This window comes from Pigmentibacter ruber, assembly GCF_009792895.1.
GTDB classification, from domain to species: Bacteria; Bdellovibrionota_B; Oligoflexia; order Silvanigrellales; family Silvanigrellaceae; genus Silvanigrella; species Silvanigrella rubra.
Window position 1 is genome coordinate 724,076 of sequence record NZ_WSSC01000001.1, and the last position, 25,942, is coordinate 750,017.

Annotated in this window: 18 protein-coding genes; 8 read left to right on the plus strand and 10 right to left on the minus strand. The window is 33.2% G+C overall.

Annotation, left to right across the window (positions count from 1 at the left end):
• Positions 1 to 10 precede the first annotated feature (10 nt).
• From gspD to GOY08_RS03090, 4 genes are read right to left on the minus strand one after another with little or no spacing between them, the layout of a single operon-like run.
• Complete coding sequence (gene gspD / locus GOY08_RS03075) at positions 11 to 2,404, minus strand: type II secretion system secretin GspD (RefSeq protein ID WP_158997096.1); 2,394 nt, start codon at positions 2,402 to 2,404, stop codon at positions 11 to 13.
• Positions 2,401 to 3,447: a hypothetical protein gene (locus GOY08_RS03080; RefSeq protein WP_158997097.1), complete on the minus strand. Its 1,047-nt coding sequence runs from the start codon at positions 3,445 to 3,447 to the stop codon at positions 2,401 to 2,403. The genes gspD and GOY08_RS03080 overlap by 4 nt, the downstream gene beginning before the upstream one ends.
• Complete coding sequence (locus tag GOY08_RS03085) at positions 3,444 to 4,370, minus strand: PDZ domain-containing protein (RefSeq protein ID WP_158997098.1); 927 nt, start codon at positions 4,368 to 4,370, stop codon at positions 3,444 to 3,446. The genes GOY08_RS03080 and GOY08_RS03085 overlap by 4 nt, the downstream gene beginning before the upstream one ends.
• 15 nt (positions 4,371 to 4,385) lie before the next feature.
• Complete coding sequence (locus GOY08_RS03090; RefSeq protein WP_158997099.1) at positions 4,386 to 6,011, minus strand: SpoIIE family protein phosphatase; 1,626 nt, start codon at positions 6,009 to 6,011, stop codon at positions 4,386 to 4,388.
• A 170-nt stretch (positions 6,012 to 6,181) separates the two neighbouring features.
• On the opposite strand from GOY08_RS03090, the gene GOY08_RS15665 reads away from it, so the two are divergent.
• From GOY08_RS15665 to GOY08_RS03110, 4 genes are all read left to right on the plus strand, one after another.
• Entirely contained in the window at positions 6,182 to 8,071 is a 1,890-nt protein-coding gene (locus GOY08_RS15665) for a methyl-accepting chemotaxis protein (protein WP_328598597.1), read from the plus strand.
• Positions 8,072 to 8,239: 168 nt separating this feature from the next.
• Positions 8,240 to 9,697: a sigma 54-interacting transcriptional regulator gene (locus tag GOY08_RS03100; RefSeq protein WP_158997100.1), complete on the plus strand. Its 1,458-nt coding sequence runs from the start codon at positions 8,240 to 8,242 to the stop codon at positions 9,695 to 9,697.
• A 14-nt stretch (positions 9,698 to 9,711) separates the two neighbouring features.
• Positions 9,712 to 10,371 (plus strand): hypothetical protein, encoded by a 660-nt coding sequence (locus tag GOY08_RS03105; RefSeq protein WP_158997101.1) that lies wholly within the window; start codon positions 9,712 to 9,714, stop codon positions 10,369 to 10,371.
• A complete protein-coding gene (locus GOY08_RS03110) occupies positions 10,368 to 11,714 on the plus strand; it encodes an RCC1 domain-containing protein (RefSeq protein ID WP_158997102.1) in 1,347 nt (448 codons plus the stop codon). The genes GOY08_RS03105 and GOY08_RS03110 overlap by 4 nt, the downstream gene beginning before the upstream one ends.
• A 26-nt stretch (positions 11,715 to 11,740) precedes the next feature.
• On the opposite strand, the gene GOY08_RS03115 is transcribed toward GOY08_RS03110, so the two are convergent.
• From GOY08_RS03115 to GOY08_RS03140, 6 genes are all read right to left on the minus strand, one after another.
• Positions 11,741 to 13,609, minus strand: coding sequence for a sulfatase-like hydrolase/transferase (locus GOY08_RS03115; RefSeq protein WP_158997103.1), 1,869 nt, complete (start codon positions 13,607 to 13,609; stop codon positions 11,741 to 11,743).
• A gap of 74 nt (positions 13,610 to 13,683) precedes the next feature.
• Positions 13,684 to 13,929 (minus strand): 30S ribosomal protein S18, encoded by a 246-nt coding sequence (gene rpsR / locus GOY08_RS03120; protein ID WP_158997104.1) that lies wholly within the window; start codon positions 13,927 to 13,929, stop codon positions 13,684 to 13,686.
• A gap of 126 nt (positions 13,930 to 14,055) precedes the next feature.
• On the minus strand, positions 14,056 to 17,013 hold the full coding sequence (gene mutS, locus GOY08_RS03125; protein ID WP_158997105.1) for a DNA mismatch repair protein MutS: 2,958 nt from the start codon (positions 17,011 to 17,013) through the stop codon (positions 14,056 to 14,058).
• Positions 17,014 to 17,083: 70 nt separating this feature from the next.
• Positions 17,084 to 18,913, minus strand: a complete 1,830-nt coding sequence (typA, locus tag GOY08_RS03130; RefSeq protein ID WP_158997106.1) for a translational GTPase TypA — start codon at positions 18,911 to 18,913, stop codon at positions 17,084 to 17,086.
• Positions 18,914 to 19,002: 89 nt separating this feature from the next.
• Entirely contained in the window at positions 19,003 to 20,121 is a 1,119-nt protein-coding gene (locus GOY08_RS03135; RefSeq protein ID WP_158997107.1) for a glycosyltransferase family 4 protein, read from the minus strand.
• A 15-nt stretch (positions 20,122 to 20,136) separates the two neighbouring features.
• Positions 20,137 to 21,360, minus strand: coding sequence for a class I SAM-dependent rRNA methyltransferase (locus GOY08_RS03140; RefSeq protein ID WP_158997108.1), 1,224 nt, complete (start codon positions 21,358 to 21,360; stop codon positions 20,137 to 20,139).
• Between the two features lie 179 nt (positions 21,361 to 21,539).
• Here GOY08_RS03140 and GOY08_RS03145 point away from each other — a divergent pair, with 179 nt between their 5' ends.
• From GOY08_RS03145 to GOY08_RS03160, 4 genes are all read left to right on the plus strand, one after another.
• On the plus strand, positions 21,540 to 22,451 hold the full coding sequence (locus GOY08_RS03145) for a dimethylarginine dimethylaminohydrolase family protein (protein WP_158997109.1): 912 nt from the start codon (positions 21,540 to 21,542) through the stop codon (positions 22,449 to 22,451).
• Positions 22,452 to 22,667: 216 nt separating this feature from the next.
• Entirely contained in the window at positions 22,668 to 23,636 is a 969-nt protein-coding gene (pdhA, locus tag GOY08_RS03150; protein ID WP_158997110.1) for a pyruvate dehydrogenase (acetyl-transferring) E1 component subunit alpha, read from the plus strand.
• A gap of 26 nt (positions 23,637 to 23,662) precedes the next feature.
• The gene (locus GOY08_RS03155) at positions 23,663 to 24,640 is read left to right on the plus strand and encodes a pyruvate dehydrogenase complex E1 component subunit beta (RefSeq protein ID WP_158997111.1); all 978 of its coding nucleotides are present in this window, start codon (positions 23,663 to 23,665) and stop codon (positions 24,638 to 24,640) included.
• 26 nt (positions 24,641 to 24,666) lie between these two features.
• Entirely contained in the window at positions 24,667 to 25,923 is a 1,257-nt protein-coding gene (locus GOY08_RS03160; protein WP_158997112.1) for a pyruvate dehydrogenase complex dihydrolipoamide acetyltransferase, read from the plus strand.
• The last annotated feature ends 19 nt before the right edge of the window (positions 25,924 to 25,942 follow it).

Genomic DNA, 25,942 nt, shown 5'->3' on the forward strand with positions numbered 1-25,942 from the left:
CCTCACAAAATTAATTATTAAAAGGCGGCGGTGGTGGTGGTGCTGAAGGTTGTGGAAAGCCAAACCCTCCTCCACTTTGATTGCTTGAAGGCGCATTGATTGGATTAGGATCTTCGCTAGGTAATTGCACTTTTTTAGGCAATTGATCTTGCTGACTTTGCAAATTTTCTTGGTTACTTTTGCTTGCTTCTTCATCACCTTTGTAAGGTGGTGGCGCTTTTCCATCTTCTTCTGTAGGTAAGCGAGAATAGAAATCTTGCTTTTTAAATTTTTCACCGTAAAACGCCTTTAAAAATGCGTCACGGTCTTTAATTTTTTGCTGGTATATTTTTTCAAGATCTTCGGAATTTCTCACAATATGTGGGGTAATAAATAAATTTAAATTTACTTTTTCTTTACCATTTATGGATGTCTTAAATAGCCAACCTAAAATTGGAATATCACCTAATAATGGTACTTTCCTTTCTTCAATCACAGTTTTTTCTTTGGTAATACCACCTATGACAGCTGTTTGTCCGTTTTGGACTATTAACACGGATTCTGCTGAGCGTTTACTTATTGGATTCGGAGCACCTTCCTTGACTGCCGCAGCATCATCAAGCTTTAAGTTGATTTTCATGGTGACAAAATCGGCTCTGGAAATTTGCGGCGTAACTTTTAATTCTGTTGAGACGGTATATTTTGTAGTTGTATCTATAATTCCACTACCGTTTGGATTGTTTGTTTTACTTGTCACGCTATATTCTTCATTAGAGGAAAATAAAGCCTGTTCATTATCTGAAACAATCATACTGGGATTTTGTAAAATATTAGAATTAGAGTCTGTTTTTAAGGCAAATAATAATGCCCCTGGTGTTAAGCTAAATGGCCCTAAATTTATTGTGCTATTGCTCATCAAACCTAATATAGCTTCGCCATTTTTTACAGAACCAGCTAAAGCGCTAGGATCTGCTGTTTGACCTGTTTGCGAAAAAAAGAGGGGAGCCCCTTGAGAAACGTTAAAGCCAAAAGGTACCGTGTAACCATTGCCTGTTACAGAACCAGCTAAAGCAGAAGGTGACCATGCAAAACCATTGCCTACTCTCATATCAATAATATTTGCTTCAACATAAACCTGAGCACGTCTTTTATCTAATTGTGCAATGATATTATCAAGCTCATCAAAAGCAGATTTACTTCCTTGGATAACCAAAGAATTTGTCGGTTTATCTGCCGTTACTTTAACTCCATTAAGATCCGCAACCGCTTGACCTTGTTGAGCGGGTGTATTTGGTGCACCAGGTACGTTCATTGGAGTAGGATAAAATGCTGGTCTAAAAGAATTATTATTTTGTTTGTTAGTACCTTGAGTTAGTGCTTGCAAAGTTTGGGCTAATTTTTCTGAATCAGCATAATCTAACGGTCTGACACGTACCATAGTTTGAGAGTTTTGATCTTGAGAAGGTTTATCAATGCGTTGAATAAAGCGCGCAACATCATCTAAACCACTTGACGGTCCGACTAAAATCACAGAATTAGTACGTTCATCTGCTAACACTTTTTGCACACTTAGTGATGGACCATTTCTATTTCCAAAAATTTCATTTACTTTTGTTACTGTATCTTTTGCATCCATATAGTTTATTGGAATAATGGAAACAATAGGTTGATTAGATTTGGAATCTAATAATTTAATCACTTCTAATATTCTTCTAATTCTATTTCCAGTATCAGTTAAAATTAAAGAGTTTGTTGTTGTGAAAGCTGCATATTGAGTGATACCAAGTAATGGTCTTAATTGATTGATAACTGTGTTTGCATCAATATAACGTAACGGAATTACCTGATTAATAATTTCATCTGTTGAAGGAGACCAGTTTTCCCCATAATAAGTTTTAATATTAGATGACTTTGCATTTGCAATTGGAAGAATTTTTACAACAGATCCTGTGTCAACAGTTGTAAAACCAGAAATATTAAGAGCACTTAAAAAAGCTTGATATGCTTCTTCTTTAGTAACCTTTTCTGGAGAAATTATAGAGATACGTGAAGAACCAGCAACACCTTGCGCCAACACAAAGTTTTTGTTTGTCCACATCCCAATTGTTTTAATAATGTCGCTTAAGTTAGCACCATTTGGGAAATCAATACTCACTAATTCCTGTCCGTGTGGAATAGCATCAGCGGGAGATTTTTTTACTGAATTTGTTTGTTCAGTATTTTGCGGAGGAGATGGTGTTTTTGTTTTGTTAATCTGAGAATTTGAAGCAGGTGCTTTAGGAGGAGATGATGGAGGCGTCTGTGCAAGCAAAGATGGACTCACTACAATTCCTAAACCAGTTGTACCGACTAATACCAAATGAAGGGCATTTGAATGCCTTCTGAATGTTTTTGTTTTTAAAACGTTTAACTTCTTCTGATTCATCTAACTATTACCTTTTTTGTCATCAGTGCGCCAGTCCTCTTGATTTGCAGTGTGATTGTCGATTCATCTTGCAATGCTTCATAGATTTTAAAGCCTTGCGCAGGATCTTCTAAGTTAATCCCATTGACACTTGTTATCACATCTCCGTTTTCAAGTTTAATTTTTTCAAACAAACTTCCTGAAGTAATACCGTAAATTTTAAATCCAATCGTTTTACCACCCTGAGACTCTGGGACAAGTCTTGCAGAATTTAAAATTCGAGAAAAACCAGGTCCAATTTGCTCGCTTACATAATCAGAATCTAATTCGGTTATTTGCTCCTCATTATTGGAAGACTCATCTTCTTTTTTAGTTATTAATCTTTCTTTAGTTCCTGTAAATAGGCATATTTTTTTATTTTGATTGCGTAATTGGACTGAAGAAGGTCCAGTAATTTTATAAATTTGATAGTTGTCAAACTCAATGATATTCTGCCCTTCTTTATAGACATCAGCAGTTTCTACTCTTGAATCCTTAAATGTTACTAAATTGGTCTTAGAATTACCAGTGAAAAGAATGCCTACTAATTCAACGGGCAGTTTTTCTTCTTGATTGCTACAAGGTACTTCATCAAAATTTTTTATTAAACCAGAGTTGTTGTCATCTTGATCTTCTATAGGTATATCGCCGTTTTTATTGAATATATTTCTATTAATAATGCTTTTCTTCACCACGGAAAAGGAAGAATTACTGATTAATTGTGGAGTATAGGTAAAACTTGAGGGAATAATTTGTTTATTTCCTTGTAATAATTTTACAGAAATAATTGTATTGACAATAACGGATAAAACTATAATTCCAGAAGAACCATAAGCAATATTCCGAATAAATACTTTCTTTTCTTGTGAGATATTCAAAGAAAATAATTTTTTCTTTTTTCCTCCCCCCTCAGATTCTTTTTCAGGTTCAGATATTTTAGAGGGATTGATTTCATTTGCCGATGAGTTGTGTTCTTTATTTTCATCAGTATTTTCAATATCATTTTGGTCTTTTGTATCATTCATTGGACATTCACTTTAAAAGAAATTGTTTGACCACCGCGAATGATTTGCATTTCTATAGTATTTTCGTTTCGCATGGAGTTTAATGTTTGAATAGCCCGTGCAGCGTCATTTAATTCAATCCCGTTGATTGCTGAAACGATATCTCCATCTCTTAATCCAAGTTTTGCATAGACACTGTTTTGAGAAATATTAGTAATAACAAAACCTTTAACTTGTCCGCCGACAATATTAGGACTTGCTTTAGCTTCTTCAAGAGTCTTGGCGAAATCATTTGTTAAAATATTATTTACCCATTGTTTTGTGGCAGTTGTAGAATTGCCATTCCGTTCAAACCCATCTTCCTTGTAAGTAGCTCCAGAAGCATTTTGTGGGGAGCGGGAAAGTCTAGGATCTTTAGGCAGTTCAGTAATAAGGTCAATATACTCTGGGCAATTTTTATTAACGACAAATATTCTATTTTTTTCTATAGCATGTAAAGTACCGCCCTGGGGCAAATGATCTCCCATTTTAAATGTACCTGTTGCAGATCCTTCTAAAACCACTAGGCTTGTCTCAGAAGTTCCGCCAAATAAAATTCCGGAAATTTTGTAAGGCAAAGAGGATTTAAATGGTTCTAATGAACAGGCGCGACTTCCATCACTTTCAGCATCTGGGATAATTCCTTTTAAATTGAATATATTTCTCGATATAATTGAAGATAAATCAATAGAATTTTTTTGATTTTCATGTGTGGGTTTAGCAATTAATGGAGGTGGTTTTTTATTTAATGACTTACCAAAATAGATATAAAAAGTATGAGTAATTCCAATAGTACAAATGATACCAGTAATGACATAAAGAAAAGGTGTCACCTTTTCAGCCTGTGGAATACTGACATCAGACGAAGTAATTTTATATTTTAGTTTTGTTAACAGACGGATCATTGTTTAATTCTTAAATTAAGGTTGTTTAACTCTAACAACGACCATGGTAATATCATCTTCAAGAGCTTTGCCTGCTCCATAAAACTCAAGACTATCTTGCAATAATAAGGAAACAAATTCTGAGCTTGTTTTAGTATAATTCTTTTCAATAAATTTTCTAAGTCTTCGTTTGCCATATTCCTCATCTTTATCATTTTTATTTTCAATTAAACCATCTGTATAAAAGAAAATAAATTCTCCTCCGGTTAAAGGAAGTTCTTTTTTTTCAAATACCTTATTGTCAATACGAGTTGCTCCAATGTTTCCAAGTCTATTACCACTAGCAATAAGAGTTTCAACTTTTTTGTCGGCTTTCACTATTAGAGGAAAATTGTGGCCAGCATTCGCATAACGTATTACTTTCTTTTCGAAATCAAAGACACAAGAGAAGCATGTCATGTTGTAACTAACATCACTATGTCCCATACTAGAAAGCACTGTATCAAATCCTTGTAAAATGTCATCAACATCAAGGTTTTCACCTGCAAAAAGTTTGCTCTTTACTGAAACAAAATAACCAGATATCGCTGCTGTCACCATTGCACTTGCTGTACCATGACCTGTCACATCAGCAATAAAAACAAAGAATTTATCCTTTAATGTTATTGTGTTCCACCAATCTCCTCCACAAAAAGCAGCAGGTATTGCTGTTCCTGCGCAATCTACATTAGGATGTTCTGGAGCAATTTGAGGCAAAAATGTTTTTTGCACGAGCTGGCTAGTTGCTAACTCCATTTCTAAAGTTCTTCTTTGTCCTTCCTTTTCTTCTATTTCTTTTTTAATTTGATCATAGCGTTTTGCTAATTCTTCGTTTGCTCTACCAAGCTCATAGTTACTTTTATTTACCTGATTGAAAAGACGAACTGTTTCAGCTTGGTTTTTTGCAATCATTGTATAACCTAATAAAACTCCAGTAGTACTTTCAATTTTAACGCCATTAATTGAAAAGGGGAGAAGTTCACCCTCTGATGTTTGGACAAAAACTTCTACATCTTTTACAAATCCCTGAGTGGTAAATTGAATTTCAAGTTCTAAATAGTAATCAACAAGGCTTTCTGCATGCGGAAAAAGTTTCCTAATATGTTGTCCTATTAAATCTGCTTGTGAAAAATGAGTTGTTTCACATGCAGATTTATTTGCTTTCATAATAATTCCATCTTGATTGAGCAAAAACATCATTTCAAACATATTATCAACAACTTGATCTATAAAGCGTTGATGTTCCAATATTCCGCGTGCTACTTCTAGTAATTTTAAGTGTGACTCCGAAGTAAAGCTATCTAATTGCTCTTCTGGAAGTAAATCTAATTTTTGCATTGAAACCATTTGTATTGTTTGGAGAAGTTTTTCAGTTGGATTTGTAAACTCTACGTGCCATTCTAGCATGAGTTGTTGAACTTTTTCTGAAATAATATAAATAAAAAATCCACTTATAATAATAATTATTATGACTAAAATATTAAATAATAAATTAGGAATTAAATAATTTGCAATGAGTCCAACAAAAATAATGAAGCCTACAAATATGTATAAATATTTTATCATATTTGTAAGTTTTTGAGTCCATTTTTTCACAATGTCTTCAATGGTAATTGAACTCAATCTGTAAATCTCCTTATCATCATCCTAGCCCTATCGTTTGAAATGAGATGTCAGTTAAATGAAACTTTGAAATCTTCTTTCACCATGTCAATACAGTGGCTCCTCAGAAAGGTGCTACATTATCCGAAGAAGAACACGCAGATAAAAATTGATTGCGGTTGGAGTTTTCCATGGAAGAGATCCGATTTAAACCTACCATATTTGTGTTGATAGCTATTTTAGGAGCAGTTGCTATTGCAGCGACTGGTTTTTTATCAACAGATTGGATGTTAACCACAGCAGTAAGTGTCGTTTTATTCTTATTAGCTTTTGTTTGGTTCTTTTCTGTTCGAAAAAGAATAGATGAAATTCTGACTCATGATCTAGACAAAATTGCCAACGATGCAGCTAGAGCGATACGCGATGAGATTGAATCTTCTGGTGGCCATTTGAGTGATAAAGGAATTTCAGAGAAAGAAAAACAATTAGATCAAAAAGAAAGAGATATAGCTGCGAGAGAAAAAGATCTTCATAGTAAAGAAAAAGAAATAGCAAAATTAAAAGATGAACTAGAGTCAAGAAAGAAAAATTTTGAGCAAGCTTCTCAAATTCCTTCAGTAAGTTCTGCTAGATCAAAAGATTCCTCGAAAGAGGAATTACAACAGAGAGAAATTATTGCTCTAAGGCATCAAATACTTCATATGGAAGAAGTAAACAATGCCAGACTTTCATCCTTACAACATGAATTTCAATCTAAAAATGTTCAAGCACAAAAAAATATGGAATTTTGGAAGTCTAGTGCTGAAAGCATGAATAAAAAGTTACAAGATCAAAAACGAGAATTTGATTCACTGGCAAAATCACTTGAAAGCAGGGCGGTTCTTGCTGAAGAACGTGGGCTAGATCAACAAAATAAATTAACAAAACTTCAACTCGATGCATCTCAAAAAGAAATTGGTGTGAGTGAACAGGTTCAACGGCTAGAAGAAATTATCTCTCTCGTCCCTGAAATGACAAATCAATTGCATAATGTAACACATCAAACAGAAAGAAGTGCAATAGAGATTGGTGATAAAGTAAGATTCATCTATGAAAAAGCTCAAGAACATTTGGAAGAGTCTAATGAAATATCAGCGCAATTTAGAGGTGGAAAAGGAAACAATAGCAATACATCACTTAGTGAAGTCATTCAAAGTAGTTTATCACTCTTAAGAGAAATGATAGAAATGTTAGAGCATAACTCTAAACTTAATATGGATTATTCTCAAGCTATTGATACAATCTTAGTTAACACTGCTGAAATTAATAAAATTAGTGATGAAATTCAATATATTTCTGATCAAACAAACTTATTAGCGTTAAATGCAGCAATTGAAGCTGCGAGAGCAGGCGAACATGGGCGTGGTTTCTCAGTTGTTGCTGAAGAAGTTAGAAAGTTATCTGATAGAACAAGTTTAGCAAGTAATAACATCATCCAAATAGTTGGAAAAGTGAATTCTAGTGTTAGAGACATAAGTAGAAGCTTATTGGAAAACCTGAAAAAGAACACCGAAAAGAAAACGCATGTGGATCATGCTGTTAATGAATTAGTGCGCACTGCTGAAGAAAGTACCGAAGTATTTACAAAACTTATTTCTAATGCGGTTGCAAGTTCAGAAAGTGTTGCAAAAAATATTGATCAAATTATTTTAAGTTTACAGTTCCAAGATATTACTAAACAACAAATTGATCAAGCATTACAACCTTTGGAAAAAATCAAAATAAATATTGAAGAATTATTAAATAAAGCTTTGCAAAATGATGCTTTAGCTTTAAAAACTGCGCATCAAAATACAGGTCATGGAGGTGATGGAGGCGGTGGTAGTACTCCCCCTCCTGCAGCACCAGCTGCAGGTTCAACTCCGCCTCCTCCGCCCACTTCAGGAGGTAGTGGTGGAGCCGCAGCAAAGCCACAAGCGCAAGTTAGCGCAGCCAAAGCAGCTCCTCCAAAGGCACCAACTCCTCCAAGCAAACCTCCAGAAGCTGGAGGTACAGCTGCTGATGATGAATCGCTAGTAAAAGGTGATGTAGTCTTTTTCTAAGCTATCAAATAAGCCAGAGAACCTATTAAAAAATTTGCCGAAAAAACTCCCATTTGTGGTCTTGTTTAAATAATCACAAGGTGCAATAATAGTAGACAGTAATTCCTATAATTTTTTTTTTGAGTGATCTTGTAACGATCATGCCGTAATTGCTGGAAGGAGAAGTCCGTGAACGGAACTTATGCGCTTATGGGTTCAAGTGCCATTATTAGGCATGTTCAACACTTAGTTTACAAAGTCGCTGAATCAAACGCAGCTGTTTTGATAACCGGTGAATTGGGTACTGGAAAAGATGCTATTGCCAAAATTATTCATGATAAATCAACAAGAAATAAAAATAGCTTTATTCCCATAAAATGCGCATCAATGTCGGAAGAAAGTTTAGAACACGATTTATTTGGATTCGAGCCCAATAATTTACAAGGTGGAGCACAAGCAAGGAGTGGCTTTTTTTTAGAAGCAGAAGGTGGTACACTATACATTGATGAAGTGGGAAAGCTTACTCCAAAAATACAACTAACGCTTCTTAAAGCGTTGAATGAAGGAGTGATCAAAAATTTTGGTTCAAAAAATGAAATTCCAGTTAATGTTAGAGTCATTTGTTCAACTTCTGTTGATTTAGAGCAACTGGTAAAAAGAGGACTATTTTTAGAGGATTTATTCTACAAACTTTCCAGTGCTTCAATTTATCTTCCGCCTTTAAGAGAAAGAAGAGAAGATATACCTATTTTAGCTGAGTATTTTGTCCAAAAATTTAATCAGTTAAAAGGAAAAAAAATAATTGGTATCTCTCATGATGCGATGAATGCTTTACTCCAAAATACATGGAATCATAATATACAAGAACTTGAAAATTTAATTGAACGGATTGTTGTTTTAAAGAATTCAGGTTCAGTGGATATCTGTGATTTACCTCCGCGCTTAAGAAATTTAGTAACTGATAATATAGATGCTTTTTATGATAGAAACACAAATAATAATCAAAATATATCACAAATTAATATAGCAAGTCAAAGTAATTTTAATAACATTAATCAACATAATTTAAACCAGTTTAATAAAATTTCAAATCAAAATATACAAAATAATATTTCATATTCAAACAATTTAATAAAAGAAAATTCTCAAGTAAATCATACTCCAACTTTAAGTAAAGTAAATGGAAATCATATAAATCATGCTTTTCAAAATTTAAATAATAATCAAGGAAATTATGGAAATAATTTTCAACAAAATTCCAATACTTCACAAGTTAATAATCAATTAAATAGAACAAATATTTTTGAAGATTTACCGAGTGAAATTGATCAATTTATAAAAAAAGAAATTGACTTAGGTTCAGGTATAGATTTTTATAGAGTAGTTGAAGAATTTGAAAATAGATTAATCTCTGAAGCTTTAAGAAGAACAAATCATAATAAAAATAGAGCAGCTCAACTTCTTTCCATGAATCGAACAACCTTGGTCGAAAAGTTAAAGAAAAGAGCTACTTCTTCTCCTATAAAGAGTGAAACTGGAAGAGTTAAAAGAAATTCTGCATTTACAATATTTGATGGATTAGGAAATGAAAATCCAGATTTTGAGACTATAGATTTTGTTAATTTAAGTGGGGAAGATGGCCCATAAATTATTGAGGATATATGGTAACCAATTTTAAATTTCTTTTCTTTTTAATTTTTATGTTCTTTTCTTCTATATATGCGCAAGATTCTGATTTCGGTGGATCATCTAGTGGTTCTACAGGAACAGTAGATTTTTTGCTAAGTGGTGGTTATACGCAAGCAATAATTAGCAATTCTAATTATATAGGTTACAATGGTACAGTAAAGCTTTTATTGCCATTTGATAGAAGTTCAAACTTTTCATTTGGTATAAGTGGAAAATATGAGGCACTAACTTCAAGTGATAGTCCAAATTCAAATTCTAATGGAGTTGTTACTTCAACATATCAAGCTGCTTTTGTTGGTTTAGATTTGGCTTACAAACTTACTTTTTCCATCTTAGATATTCAATTTAATCCTTATGCTTATTATGGTGTTTATAATTATTGGAATAGGGATACAAATTTTAATGGAAGTATTATTTCCGGAAACCCGACTATAAATTTAAATGTTCTATATGGGGCAGGATTATCTTTCTTATTTAAATTAGGATTTTTATATTTTGGACCTGCTGCTTACTATTCACGAGGTTATTTGGAAGCAGCGGCTTACAATGATACCAATGGAAATTCATTTGGACAAAATACTGGAAATTATCAAATTTTGGACCTTAACTTTTCTTTGGGATTATTTCTATGAAAAGTGCAATAAAAATATTCTTTGTATTTATTTTTTTCTTATTTATTCAAAGCTGTTCGGATCTTTCTGATTTAGAGGATCCGGGTAGAAAGGATGATCCTATTTCGCTTTCAAGTTTTGTTTCCTTACAGGATTTAGCAAATAAAGCAATTTTAACAGGTACAGTCCAATTGTATTCATCTATGGGTACTAAAAGTGGATTGATTACTGTAGGTGATGCCAGCGGTTGCGTTGTTATGAACAATGGAAGACTAAAATGTTGGGGACAAAATGATAAATCTCAATTAGGAGATGGGACAACAACTGATAGATCTTCTCCTGTTTGGGCAACTAGTGTTAATCCAGCAAACAGTTCAGATATTATTGTTGCAGTTGTATCAGGAAGAACTTCAACTTGTGCTTATTACTATACTGGTTTGAAATGTTGGGGAAATCAAACATCAGGAGTTTTAGGAAATGGACAAACTACAGGCTCTGCTACAACGCCTCAGACCGTAACAAATGTTTCTGGTAGAGTTGTAAAATTTATTCAATTAAATGATGGATTTTCTTGTATCCAAGACACTTCAGGTGTGGTGTCGTGTTGGGGTGATAATTCTAAAGCCCAATTAGGAAATGGAAATCAAACGTCATCCCCTTCGGCAGCAGTAAATGCATCGATTAATGGGGTTGCATCGCAGTTAATTGCACAAAATAATGACAGTTGTGCGTTGGTTGGAAGCGTTGTTAAATGTTGGGGACAATCTTTCAGTAATTCTTCACCATTTACTCCAGTGTCGATTAATTTTGGTGGCAATACACCATCTCAATTAGGAGGTGGTACAACCTTTAGTCCAAATTTAACTTGTGTAGTTATGGCTAATAGTACCGTTCAATGTTTTGGAGCAACTACAAATAGTTTTGGTGAATTAGGGAATGGAACGAATACAGCACCAGCAAATGCGACTACTGGTTATACGGTTATAAATGCAACAACAAACCAAGCACTTAGTGGAGTCATGATGGTCGCTACTGGTGATTCTGGAACCAATTTATCTTTTAATTATGGTTGTGCTGTAGCAGATGATTTCACAAATGTTTATTGCTGGGGAAATAATAGTCTTGGTAATTTGGGAAATGGATCTACTTCAAATTCCAATAAAGCTGTTAAGGTGACAAAAACATGGCCCAGCTCAGATATTATTGATTTAGCTGTAAGCGATGGGCGTGCTTGTATTTTACTTAAAAATAATGATGTTTGGTGTTGGGGAGGAAACTCTTATGGAAAGGGTGAACTTGGGAATGGTAGTTTAACAGGGAATACAACTACAGCAATCAAAATTTTAAATAGAAATGATCCATAAATAATATATTTATTTTGATTTTAATCTTAATTTTCGGCAGATAATAATGAATTATCATTGTTGCTTTCATCAAAAATATGAACAAATTCTTTAGGAGCTTTATCAAAAGGTATGACTTGTTTATTTTCTGAAAAGCTAATGCTTTTTCTAGTAAAATCTACAAAATAAGAAGATAAATCTGGTAAAGTAACTTGGGCTTCAGGAATATTATCATTTGTTATTACAAAGCCCGTAGTAATTCGTAATCGATTATTTGGAATAGGTTTTAATAAAGAAATACCATCAATTTTTGATACTGGATTAGTATATTCTAATAAATCAAGAATAGTTGCAAATATATCAGATTGAGCAACAGGGGCATTTTGTTTGTTTAAAATGCTTGTATGATAATTTTTTGGAGGTACAACAAAAAAAGCATTATGAATAATTTCTTTATCATATCCCTGATTAAATATAATATTTAGATTTTTTTCCTCTGAATTGTTGAGGTTTTTTTCTTCATCTAAATTTTGATTTTTTGCAGATTTTGTCTTGCTTGTTTGTGTATCAAGAGGAGCGAGTTCAACAGCTTGTCCATGATCAGTAGTATAAAAGATCCAAATATTTGGATCTTTATTTCTTGCTTCCTCTATCAGTTTATTTAAATATAAATCTGAATAAACAATAGTATTATCGTAGGCATTTGTTCCGTTAGGATTGCTTTCAGGTAAAAATATTTTGTATTTTTTTTCTGAATGACTACTGTAAGGATAATGACTACCATCCATATGTGCTACGAAAAGAAATGGAGCTTTTATTTCATTTAAATGCGGTAAAATGCTTTCATTTAAAACTTTTAAATCATCTGCCCCCTTTGAAACGCTCACATTGCTGCTAAAATCTGTTCCTGCTCGATAATAATCAACAATGTTTTTTCCACTCAATTGGTCAAAGTTTTTCCAACGCAAATCTTGTGAACTTATAAAAGCGGTATGATAGCCGCGCGCTTTTGCATATTCAAAAATAATTGGAGAAGAATATATTTTTCCTTCAGGGTCTATATTTTGTCTTCCAACAAGCATATATGGAACAGAAATTAAAGTATGGGGGCCAATACTTACAACATTATTAAAAGGGATTAAGTCTCCTTTTGCAGCAAGCCTATCTAAATTAGGGGTTGTTTTGCGATGATATCCATATAGGCTCATATGACTTTTAGCAACAGATTCACCTATAATCCAAAGAATATTTGGCATTTTTTTATTCAATACTTCATTTGGAATATTAGGTTTATCTTTTTTTAGTTGCTTAAAATAGAGAGATCTTCCTGTTTCAGGAATTGCAGCATAAAATGCAGAAGTAGCATTTTGATATTCTAAAATAAGATACCAATTCATTCCGCATAGTATTGAAAGAGAAATTGCAAAAACAACGGCTATACTATTTATTAAATAATTAAATTTATATATTTTTAAATTATTATTTAATAAAAAAATAATTATTAAAGAAAACAATGTGAAGTATATAATTTTAATAAAATTTATATTTTCAAAACCTAATTGAAAAGAAAGAGCTGGATTACTAAAAAAGAATCTTATACCATAAGCACTTAATGGAGTATTATAAAAAGAAAAATGAATAGTTTGAATTGCAAGTGGTAATAAAAGAATAACAGAACCTAAAACTTTTCCTAATATATTTGTTTTGGACAGACTTCTACAAATGAATATAAGTGATATTAAAATTATGACACTAAGTAAATAATTTACAAAATATCGACCACCAAAAATATTGAAAATAAATACTAGAGGACCCTTAAAAATAAAGATATCGTACAATATAAAAAGAAAGATAATGAGCAAATTATTTTGAATGGGACTTAATTTAGAAATTTTATATTTTAAATTGTGTTGCATTTTTGTTTTAGCCAAAAAAAATAAAAGTGATTTCAGTAGTTGAAATCACTTTTATAAAGGTAGATTAGAAGCAATTATCTCGCGTCACTGCCTTGGCCATAGCTTAGTATAGCCATAGTACGTGCTCTTTTTACTGCAAGTGTTAATGCTCTTTGTTGTTGAGCACTTGCACCGCTGATGCGACGAGGTACAATTTTTCCGTGTTCTGTTACGAAACGGCGTAGCAACTGAGTGTCTTTATAATCAAATGTAATTTGTGGATCAAGCGTACGCTTTGGTCTAGAATAGCGACGTTTTTTCTTTACTGTGGATACTGCCATGGAAAAACTCCTAATGAAGTTCAATAACAAATATGCAGGCAGCAGCGTTGGGCTTTTACATACCGACGCAGCGACTCAACAAAACTAAGAATTGACAAATAAGCACAGCTAGCTTCTATCGTCAAGTTAAAAGAGAGTTTGTTCCGGCAGACGTGAGACTTCTTTGCTTTTTTTTCCATTGTGATTTTGCTTCAAAAGGTTTTTTAAGTACTCTTTTCCTGCAATTAAAGACTTAGTCCCCTCATTTTTTTCAATAATTTCTTTTAGTTGATATAGAAGAAAAAGTGAATCTTTCGGAGTTATCTCATTAATATCTATTTTTTTAATGATTTCAGTGATATATGTGGCATTGGAAGGTTGTTCTAATTCACCACTTGTTAATTCCTGTTCTTTTATTGAATTATCTGGAGTTTCAACTGACTTAGGAGACTTATTTTGAATTTCAAATTGCGAGGATGAATTTTCATTTGTTTTCTCCAAGCTATTAAGAACTTTTTCTGCTCTTGAGATAACAGTTTGGGGTAAGCCAGCTAAAGCGGCAACATGGATACCATAGCTTTTTCCTGCTCTTCCTTGCAGATAACGTCTTGTAAATATTATTTTATTTTCTTCAATTAATTCAGAAACTTCCATGAACATTGATTGTATATTAGGCTTTTCTTTTGTGACTTCATAAAGTTCGTGATAGTGAGTAGAGAATAAAGTTCTTGCTCTTACAGTATCATGCAAATATTCTAAAATAGACCAAGCAAGTGATAGCCCATCAAAAGTTGATGTTCCACGCCCAATTTCATCTAATAGAAGTAAACTTTTAGGTGTGGCAAATTTCAACATATTTGCCGTTTCTAGCATTTCAACCATAAACGTAGATTGATTTTTTAATGCATGGTCTGCTGAACCTATCCGGGTAAAAATTCTATCAACAATTCCTATTATTGCTTCTGTAGCTGGAACAAAGCAGCCCATTTGACACAAAACTTGGGTTAGAGCAACTTGTCGCATTAAAGTACTTTTTCCAGCCATATTGGGGCCAGTTATAAGATGTAATAGGGGTTGGGTTTGATCATTTTCACTTAATTTCTCTCCCAAGAAAATATCATTTGAGATGAAGGGTTCTGCTGAAGATGAATTTTGTGCTAATATTGGGTGAGAGCTATTTTTTAGATAAATATAATTTTCAGAAGATATTATTGGTTTACACCATTGATAAGTGTTCGCTAATTTTGCAAAATTTAAGCAAAGATCTATTTCTGCGATAATTGCTGCTGTTTGTGTTAATTCAGAAGAGTATTCTAAGCATTTTTTGCGTATATCTTCAAATAAATCTTTTTCTAAAATAATTCTTTTTTCACCAGCACTAAGGGCTTGTTCTTCCAGTTCTTTTAGTTCAGGTGTAATATATCTTTCACAATTTGTCAAGGTTTGTTTTCGTATAAAATGTTTTGGTGCCTGCGCTGTTTTTCCTTTTGAAATCTCAAAATAATATCCAAAAGCTCCTGTATAGCCAATTTTTAGAGTTTGAATTTGGGAAGATTCTTTTTCTTTTTTTTCAAGTTCTTCTAACATATTATTAAAATTAATTGTCAAATTAATAGCTTTATCTAATTCATTTGAATATCCAAGCTTAAAAATGTCTCCTCCTTTGCCTAAAATACTTGAGGGCTCTGGTACAAATGCTTTCTCTAATAAGTTAGTCAAAGGATATAATGATTTTAATAAATTATCATTAGAAAAAATCTTCCCAAGAAATTTTAAATTACTTTTTTTTGCTAAAAGCATATGTAGATCTGGTAATATTTGCAGAGTATGGCGCAACCAAGCTAAACCTTTAGGGTCTATATTTTTTTGTGCAATTTTGGCTAATAAGCGTTCTATATCTGCGGTCTGTCTTAATATTTCTGTTAAATCGTGTATTAAATTTTCTGTTTCTAATATTTCGCTGACTTTATCCAAGGATTCATTAATTTCACTTTCTTTTTTAAAAGGATATTTTAATCGTGATAATAATAATCTACTGCCAGAAGCAGTTGTACATTTGTTTAAAAAATGGAATAGACTTCCTTTTTTTTCGCCTGTTGAAGTGTAAAAAAAATCTAAATGCTTTTTTGTAGCATCGTCAATTATTAAATGATTATTTAATTCGTAAATATTTATGACTTGTATGTTTTTGAGAATATTTTTTTGAGTACTTTTTAAATAATGTAAAATAGCTGCTATCGCTTGTAAACTATTTGTTACTGTATTTAAACCAAATCTATTAAAATCACTCTTTTGGAAAAATTCAGAAAATAAATCTAGACAGCTTTCATTTGATTTAATTAACCATGACTCTATAAAATTAATTGAAATTTGGTTTTTTAATTGCAATGATTTTTGAATTTTATGAATTACTTCTTTGAGTGCTTGTGGAATTAATATTTCTTTGGGAGAAATAGTTGCGATTTCTTCTGCTAAAAGAAGAAAATCCAAATTATGTGTTACTTTAAATTCTCCGGTAGAAACATCTATATACGCTAAAGTATATTTTTTTTTGCTTTCAAGAATACTCGCTAAATAGCATCCAAATTTTGTATCGCTATTTAAATCATCATCATCTAAATCCCCTGGAACGGCTGGAGTTGCAATGCGCGTAATTTCTCTTTTAACAATTCCTTTTGCTTGTCTTGGATCTTCGACTTGATCGCAAACTGCGACTTTAAAACCAGCAGCAACGCATTTTTTTAAAGCATTTCTATAACCAACTACAGGTACCCCTGCCATTGGAACAGGATTTTCACTACTTTTATCCCGAGAAGTTAATGTTAAAGAGCATAAATCTGAAGCTATAATTGCATCGATACCAAACAATTCATAAAAATCCCCCATCCGAAAAAATAATAAAGCATCGGGAAATTCATCTTTCGCAGCTTTAAATTGTTTCATCATGGGAGAATCTAATTGTTTAATGGCAATACCAGAACAATGTTCGCTACTCAAACGCTCTAAAGCAGGTTTCAAATGGGGAGGAAATTCTTTGCCAATTGCTTGCCATTGTGAAAGAAGAAGGTGTTGTTTTTGAAAGTCGTTGCTAGTTTGTTCGGTCATTTACTTGCCCTTTTCGAACTGAAAATACGATAGAGCAAAACTATAAGATATAAAAAAATCAGAGTAAAACTTACTCTGATTTTTCTCTTCTGGAAACGCTACGTTGATTCGCCGCTAAAATTCGCTTTCTAATGCGAATGTTTTTTGGTGTGATTTCAATCCAGTCATCATCTTCAATCCAATCTAGCGTAGTTTCTAGGCTAGGTTTGGTTATTGGAGACAATTTTGTAGAGTCATCAGATCCAGCAGCACGCATATTTGTAAGTTTTTTCTCTCTAACAGGATTTACATCTAAGTTAGAGTCACGGCTGTGCTCTCCAATAACCATACCTTCGTAAACTTCTTCTCCGGAACTTACAAAAAGACGACCTCTTTCTTCAAGTCCAAATAAAGCATATTCAGTAGTTTTGCCTGAACGATCAGAGATAAGTGCACCATTTACTCTAGATAAAAAGTTTCCACGGCTTGTTTCCCAGCCCTCAAAGTAACTGGACATAAGACCTTCACCTTTAGTATCAGTTAAGAAGGTGCTCCTGTATCCAAGAAGTCCGCGAGTAGGAATGCTAAATTCAATTCTTGTTCTACCGTTGTTAAATGCTTGCATATTTTCTAAACGACCTTTGCGAATAGAAAGTTTTTCAGTAACAGCCCCAACACTGTTATCAGGAACGTCTAAAACAACTCTTTCAACAGGCTCTAATTCTACTCCACCTTCCATTTTAGTTATTACTTTAGGACGGCCAACCATACATTCGCCTCCAGAACGACGGAGATTTTCCATCACAATGGCAATTTGAAGTTCGCCTCTCGCTTTTAATATGAAAACTTCAGGTGAATTTGTATTTTCAATTTTTAAAGCAACGTTATTCATTGCTTCTTTATATAAAAATTCAGAAAGTTTGTTACTTGTTAGATAAGTTCCTTCTCTACCTGCCATTGGTGAAGTGTTTACACTCACTTCAACACCCACAGTTGGTGGGTCAACTTCAATTCTTGGTAAAGCTTCAGGATTAGAAGCGTCTGCAATAGTGTCACCAATTGCTAAATCATTTAAGCCAGTTGCGACTATGGCAATATCTCCAGCTGAAACTGAGTCAACATCAACTTGTTCTAGGCCTCTATAAGCTCTTACTTTGATTACTTTAGCTTGTTGGTTTTTACCTTCTTTATTAATCAAAACAATACTTTGATTTGCTTGAAGAGAACCTCTTTCAACTCTCCCAATCGCCAAGCGACCTAAAAAGTTATTGTAACTTAAATTGTTTATTAACATTTGCGCTCCGCCTTCAAGAGAAACCTTTGGCGGTGGAACGTGTTCTAAAATGGTATCGAATAAATCTTGTAAGTTTTCTTTTTGAGTGTCTTTTTCTTTACTTGCCCAACCATTTCTGCCAGATGCATACAATATTGGGAAATCAAGATGATGATCTTCCGAGGATAATTCGAGGAATAAATCTTGAACCATATTAGATACTTCATCTATTCTGGCATCAGGTCTATCTACCTTATTGATGATTAAAATCATTTTTAAGTTACGTTGTAAGGCTTTTTGTAAAACGAAACGGGTTTGGGGTAACGGTCCTTCAGCAGCATCGACCAATAAAATTGCGCCATCAACCATCATGAGAGTTCTTTCAACTTCTCCACCAAAGTCAGCGTGGCCTGGGGTATCAACAATATTAATGCGCACATCTTTGTACACCATGGAGGCATTTTTTGCCGCAATTGTGATTCCACGTTCACGTTCTAGATCCATGCTATCCATGACACGTTCTGCAACGGTTTGATGTGCTGCAAATGTTCCAGATTGTTGAAGTAATTTATCAACCAATGTTGTCTTTCCATGGTCAACATGGGCGATGATTGCGATGTTACGCAAATTTCCGTTGATCGTTGTCATACATAACCTTTCATAAAAGAAGCTTGGATCGTTACCAAACCTTTATCCGCTAAGTTGGTATTCATATTTTGTTTAAAAAGCAAATCAAATTATTGTAAGTTATCATAAATGTGAAGAGTTTCTTTAGCCATTTCTAACCAAGAATATTTCTGAATCCAAGTGAAACCATTTTTGACTATAGCCTGAACCTCTGTTGACTCTGTTTGGAGCCCAAACTCCATTCCAGCTTGAATTTCGTTTAATTTTAAAGGATCAACGTAAATAGCATTATTTCCCATAATCTCCGGCAGAGATGTTGTATTGCTAACAATACTTGGGACGCCGCATGCAGCAGCTTCTATAGGAGGGAGTCCAAATCCTTCATATAAAGAAACATAAATAAAAATTTTGCTTAAACCATATATTATAGGAAAATCTTCTTCAGCAACATAAGTTAAAGTCTTTATTTGTTTATTACAGTTGTAGTTTTGTTTTAAATCTTCTATTTGTTCTTTAATATTAGTTAAAATAACTAAAGGTAAATTAAAGTTTCCTAAGCAGTAACTTTCAAGAACTTTTGCCAAATTTTTGTGAGGTTTGCTATTGCCTAAGGTGAATATATATTTTTCTGGAAGATCGTATTTTTTTAATACACTAATTATTTTTTCTTGTGAGAAAAAATTTAGTGGTTTAAAATTATTTTGAACTCCATTGTAAATTACATGAATTAATTCGGGTTTTATTTTAAAGTATTTAATAATTTCTTGTTTTGAGAAATTTGAAACAGTGATAATTGCTTTTGCTTTTTTTAATTTTTTTTGGAGAAAAAATTGATAATAAAATCTTTTGATAAAAGAATAATTATTTCCTAAAGCTAAATGATTCATGTCGTGGATTGTGGCAATTAAAGGAACGGTGCTAAGTAACGGAACGATAAATTGTGGTGAATGGAAAATATCTGGTTTATATTTTTTTATCACAAAAAATAATTCTATTTGACTTTTTAAAGAAAAAACAGAGTTTTTTAAGATAATTAGTTTAAAATTAGAGGGTAATACTTCATCTAGAAATACATTATCATTATTCACTAGTATGAAATAAGTTTTATTATTTCCGGAGGCAATTTTGAATAAGTTAAATAAAAGTTCTTTGACATGCCTTGCTATACCGTGTTCGGAACCTCTTTTAGCTATTCTGGCATCAATCATAACAACTTGTTTATTTCTCATTCTCACCTCTTTAAATTATAAAACCCTTTTTTGAATAAAGTAACATTTAAGATAATCTGATGAATCTGGTAAAGCAAGACGTGTGTGACAAGGAGATTGTTCTCCTTTGTGGAGAAAGAGCCAATTCCCATTATCAAATCCCTTTGCGATAGATTCAAGAAATAATTCATCGCTTACATGTCTACTACAACTACATATTACTAAAATTCCATTATCAGTTAATAATCTTGAAGCCAGCTTTGCTAAACGTGAATATGCTCTTGCAGCTTCAGAAATATGTTTTTTAGCTTTGGCAAAGGCAGGAGGATCGGCTATTATTAAATCAAATTTTGAATTTTCTTTGTTAAGTTTTTGCAGATGTTCAAATAAATCTCCATGCAATGTTGTTACCAGACAATCTTTTGAACTATTAAGCAGAATATTCTCTTTTGCTAAATTTAATGCCCACACATCTTGATCAATTAATGTTAAATTTTCTACACCTAATTTGGCTGCTGTAGCACTCCAAGCCCCTGCATAGCTGCAAATATCTAAACTTTTTTTAATTTTAGTGTGTGGAATTATTTTTTCTAAATATTTTAAATTATTTCTTTGATCTAAAAATAATCCAGTTTTTTGAGCTTTATTTAAAAAGAATTTAAGGCTTAAATTAGCAAAATTACAATCTACTTGGAAATTATTAGATATATTTGGCTCTCTAATCCAACGAGTTCGTTCTGGTAAATTTTCTAATTTTCTTATTTGACCCGTGCTTCTTTCGAATAATGGTAAAGTTGTGAATTTTAGTAGAGCTTCTATTACAAAGGGAAGTAAAAATTCACCTACAATTGATGAGATTTGAATTACATATACAGTATTATAGAAGTCGATTGCTATTGAAGGGAAAAAATCATTATCTCCATGCGACACTCTATATGCTTCGTTGCTTGTAAAGTCATAAAGTTTTTTGATAGCTACTATTCTATTCAAATGATTAAAAAAGAATTCAACAAAATGTTCTTTTGTAATTATATTATTTTGTATATAATTTTGAAAATAATCAGAAAAAAAGCGAACTGAAATTAAACTATTTTTATGATAAATACCATACTTATTTGTTTCTTTAATACGCACTATAGCAATTTTCTGTTCATTTAATGCTGTATCATCTAAGTGCATAACTTGATTGCTAAAAAGCCAAGGGCTTGTGAAGGATTTTACATTTATTCCTTTAGTTTCTAATTCTTGAATAGAAATCAAGGGAGACTCCCAATTGCGAAATTATTTATAATTGATGTCCTTTCCATTTACATGGAATAAATGATATAATCCTCTTTATCTTTTTTTGTAAAATATTTGAACAGGAATTTTGCTTGATGTAAATAAGCGCCTGCTTTCTAAAAACAAGAGAAAGCGAGCTTTCATTTTTGAGGTGCTTCATGAAAAAAGTGATACGAAATGTATCAGAACTTACTATTTCAAAGGAATCCCTTTCTTCCATGCCATATGCAAATCGTGTGATGATGGTTTCACCCGCATTTTTTAATGTGGAAAATCCTATAAATGCACATATGCGTCAGTCGGATGGTTCGTTGCACAAATTAGATAAAAACTTGGCTGTTGAGCAATGGAAAAACTTAAAAGCAACTTATGAAAAGTTGGGATTTAATGTGTTTGTTGTTGATCCTGTTGATGAGCTGCCAGATATGGTATTTTGCGCAAATCAAAGTTTTCCCTATTTAGATTCCTGCGGAAATTTTAATGCTGTTTTGTCCAACATGTTCAATGATACTAGAAATGAAGAAGTATCCTACATTAATTCATTTTTAATCGGTCAGGGCTATCAAACACATCGGATAGCATCAAGAACTTTGGGTTATTATTTTGAATCCATGGGTGATGCATTATGGCTGCCAGGATTTCGATTTATTCTTGGTGGTTATGGTTTTAGAACGGATAAACGAATTTATCAATTTTTATCAGAAACAACAAATTCTCCTATTGCAATTTTTGAATTAAAACATCCAAAATTTTATCACTTAGATACTTGCCTAAGTATTTTAGATGATAAAACTGCATTGGCTTGTAAAGATGCTTTTACAGATGATGGTTGGCAGTTGTTAAATAAAATATTCCCAAAAATAATTCATGTTCCATTGCACGAAGCAGATTCCCCCAGTTTTGCATGCAATGCGCATTGCCCCGATCGTAAACATGTTATTATTCAAAAAAATTGCAAACAAACCAATTCTAATCTAATAGCGGCTGGATTTATTCCTGTAGAAGTTGATACTTCTGAGTTTATAAAATCAGGAGGTTCCGTATTTTGTATGAAACTCATGTTTTTTTAAATATATAAATTTAATTAAGTTTTTTTTATTTCCTATCCATGAATCTATTGTATAGCGATTTAAATTCAATCTATTTGGTTTGACACTTTCTTGCAGTATAGATTTTTATGGCATAGCTTAACCTTTGCATTTGTTTGAGTGCCAAACTCAAACTTATCTTATTAGAAGATTCTTTAAAAATTGTTTTTTTCGATACTTTATTTGGAGAGTTGATAAATGGCTCAAAAATTATCAAATCAGCTTTTGGTAGCTTTTTATAAAGAAATGCTACTAGGGCGTCGCATTGAAGAGCGAGTTGGACAACTTTATGTTCAACAAAAATTTAGTGGATTTTGTCATTTGTATATTGGCCAAGAGGCAGTTGGTACTGGTTGTTTAAATGCAATTAGGAAGGGAGAAGATTATGTGATTACAGGATATCGTGATCACTTTCTACCAATTGTATTAGGGATGGATCCTGGAGTGATGCTGGCAGAGTTACTTGGTAAAGTAACGGGCTGTGCAAGAGGTAAGGGTGGTTCCATGCACATGTTCTCTGAAAAATTACGTTTTATGGGAGGACATGGAATTGTTGGAGGACAAGTTCCTCTTGCTGTTGGCGCTGGATGGAGAATAAAATACAAAAAAGAAGATAATGTTGCGCTTTGTTTTCTAGGCGATGCTGCAATTAATCAAGGTCAATTTCATGAAGCATTAAATATGGCTGCTATTTGGGATTTACCTTGTATTTTTATTGTCGAAAATAATATGTACGGAATGGGTACAGCAATATCTAGAACTTGTACTTTAGAACATTTAGCAGACAGAGCTAAGGGTTATAACATGCGCCAAGCAATTGTAGATGGACGAAATGTTATTAACACTTATACTCAAATGAAAGAAATTGTAGAAGAAACACGTAAAACTTCAAAACCAATTCTTGTAGAAGCACAAACTTATCGTTTCCGCGGTCACTCTGTATCTGACCCAGGCAACTATAGAACAAAAGAAGAAGTGGAAAAAGAACGCAGTCGTGATTGTTTGGTATTACTAAAAGATGCTATTTTGCATCAAAAAGCAGCAAAAGAAGATGATTTTGAAAAATTTGAAGAAGAAATTGCTGATAGAGTTGAACAAGCAGTGACGTTTGCTGATGAGTCTCCAGAACCTGGACTCGAAGAAATTTATGAACACGTTCTTGTATAATTTTTTAAAAGTTTGAGGTTTATAATATGGCAGTATTAACTTTACGTGAAGCTTTGAATCAAGCTTTAACAGAAGAAATGGAAAGAGACCCAAATGTTTTTATTATGGGTGAAGAAGTTGCACAATATGATGGCGCTTATAAAGTAACAAAAGGAATGCTCGCAAAATTTGGTCCCATGCGAGTTGTTGACTCACCAATTTCCGAAGCAGGTATTGCTGGTCTTGGTGTAGGTGCTGCTATGTGTGGTTTGCGTCCTGTCATTGAAATGATGACTTGGAATTTTGCAATTCAAGCATTTGATCAAATTATCAATCATGCAGCAAAAATGTTGTATATGAGTGGTGGCCAATACAAAGTACCAATGGTAATTCGTGGACCTCATGGAGCTGCGCATATGCTCAGTGCACAACACAGTCAATGTGTTGATCATATGTTGGTAAATTGTCCAGGCTTAAAAATAGTCAGTACAGTCATTCCAGCAGAAGCAAAAGGTTTAATGAAATCAGCCATCCGTGATGATAATACCGTTTTATTTTTAGAAAGTGAAATGATGTATGGTCGCACAGGAGAAGTGCCTGAAGGTGAATATACTATTCCACTAGGTGTAGGAGATATTAAACGTGAAGGAACCGATGTTACTTTAGTGGCATGGAATAAAATGGTTTATGTGGCTCAAGATGTTGCTGCTGAACTTGAAAAAGAAGGAATTAGTGTAGAGATTATCGATCCACGAACATTAATGCCTTTAGATGAAGATATGATTTTTAATTCTGTGAAAAAAACTAACAGATTAGTTGTTTTAGAAGAAGGTTGGGGTGTGGCTTCCTTTGGTTGTCACATAGTGGATAGAGTTGTAAAAGAATGTTTTGATTATCTTGACGCTCCGCCTGAAAGAGTTACTAATTTGTTCGTTCCAATGCCATATAATGAAAGACTTGAGCATGAAGTCATGCCAACTGTGGAAAGAACGATTTCCGCAATTAAAGCTGTATTATATAAATAATAAATGAAACTTTGGAGAATTAAATTATGGCAACTGTAATGGAAATGCCAAAACTTTCAGATACCATGTCCGAAGGTTCTGTCGCGCGTTGGTTAAAAAAAGAAGGCGAGAAAGTTTCTGCGGGAATTCCTATCATTGAAATTGAAACAGACAAAGCTACTATGGAGTATGAATCCCCGGCAGGTGGAATTCTTTTAAAAATTCTTGTTGGTGATGGACAAAAGTGTCCCCTACAAGCTCCTATCGCAGTCATTGGTAAGGATGGAGAAAAATGGGAAGAAGCATTAGAAAAGTATAATGCTAAAAAAGGTGGATCTTCCGCAACTGCAGCTTCTAGTGCACCTAAAAAAGAAGAAAAGGCAGCTCCTAGCCAAAGTTCTGCAAGTAAAACATCTGTAACACCTCAAAATAATGATTTAGTAAAAGCAAGTCCTTTAGCTAAAAAAATAGCTGAAGACAAAGGAATTGATTTAAAATCAATTCAAGGTAGTGGACCTAATGGGCGAATTGTTCAACGTGATCTTGCACAAATTTCTTCTTCTGGTGGTAGCACATCAACTGGTGTAACAAGTTTTGCTTTTGGAGCTGCTGAAGTTGAAAAAATTCCTCACACAAATATGCGCAAAACAATTGCGAAACGTTTGACGGAAAGTCTGCAAACTTCACCGCATTTTTACTTAACAGTAAGTATTAATATGACAAATTTACTTGCTTGGAGAAAAGATGTAATTGCAAAATTATCAGAAGCAGAAAAATTTAGTGTAAATGACTTAGTTATTTTTCTCACTTCTAGAGCTTTAAAGCGTCATCCAGAGATCAATTCTTCTTGGCAAGAAGATCATGTTGCAAGATATCGTGATGTACATATGAGTGTTGCTGTTGCATTACCAAATGGATTAATGACACCAGTTGTAAGACATGCAGATAAATTAACAGTAGTGCAAATTGCTCAAGAGACAAAACGTCTTGTAAAACTTGCTAAAGATGGAAAATTGCAGCCAAATGACTATGCTGGAGGCACTTTTTCTGTTAGTAATTTAGGTATGGCTGGGATAGAAAGTTTCACTGCGATTATTAATCCACCGCAAGCAGCTATTTTAGCTGTAGGGGCTACTGTCCCTACACCTGTTGTGTTGGCAAATGGGTCGGTTGGTGTAGAACAAAGAATGAAAGTTACTTTAAGTTGCGACCATAGAGTAATCGATGGAGCTTTAGGAGCAGAATTCTTAAAAACTCTACGTCAATTTTTTGAAGATCCTGTGTCTGCATTATTTTTAGGTTAAATAATATTTTTATATAAAC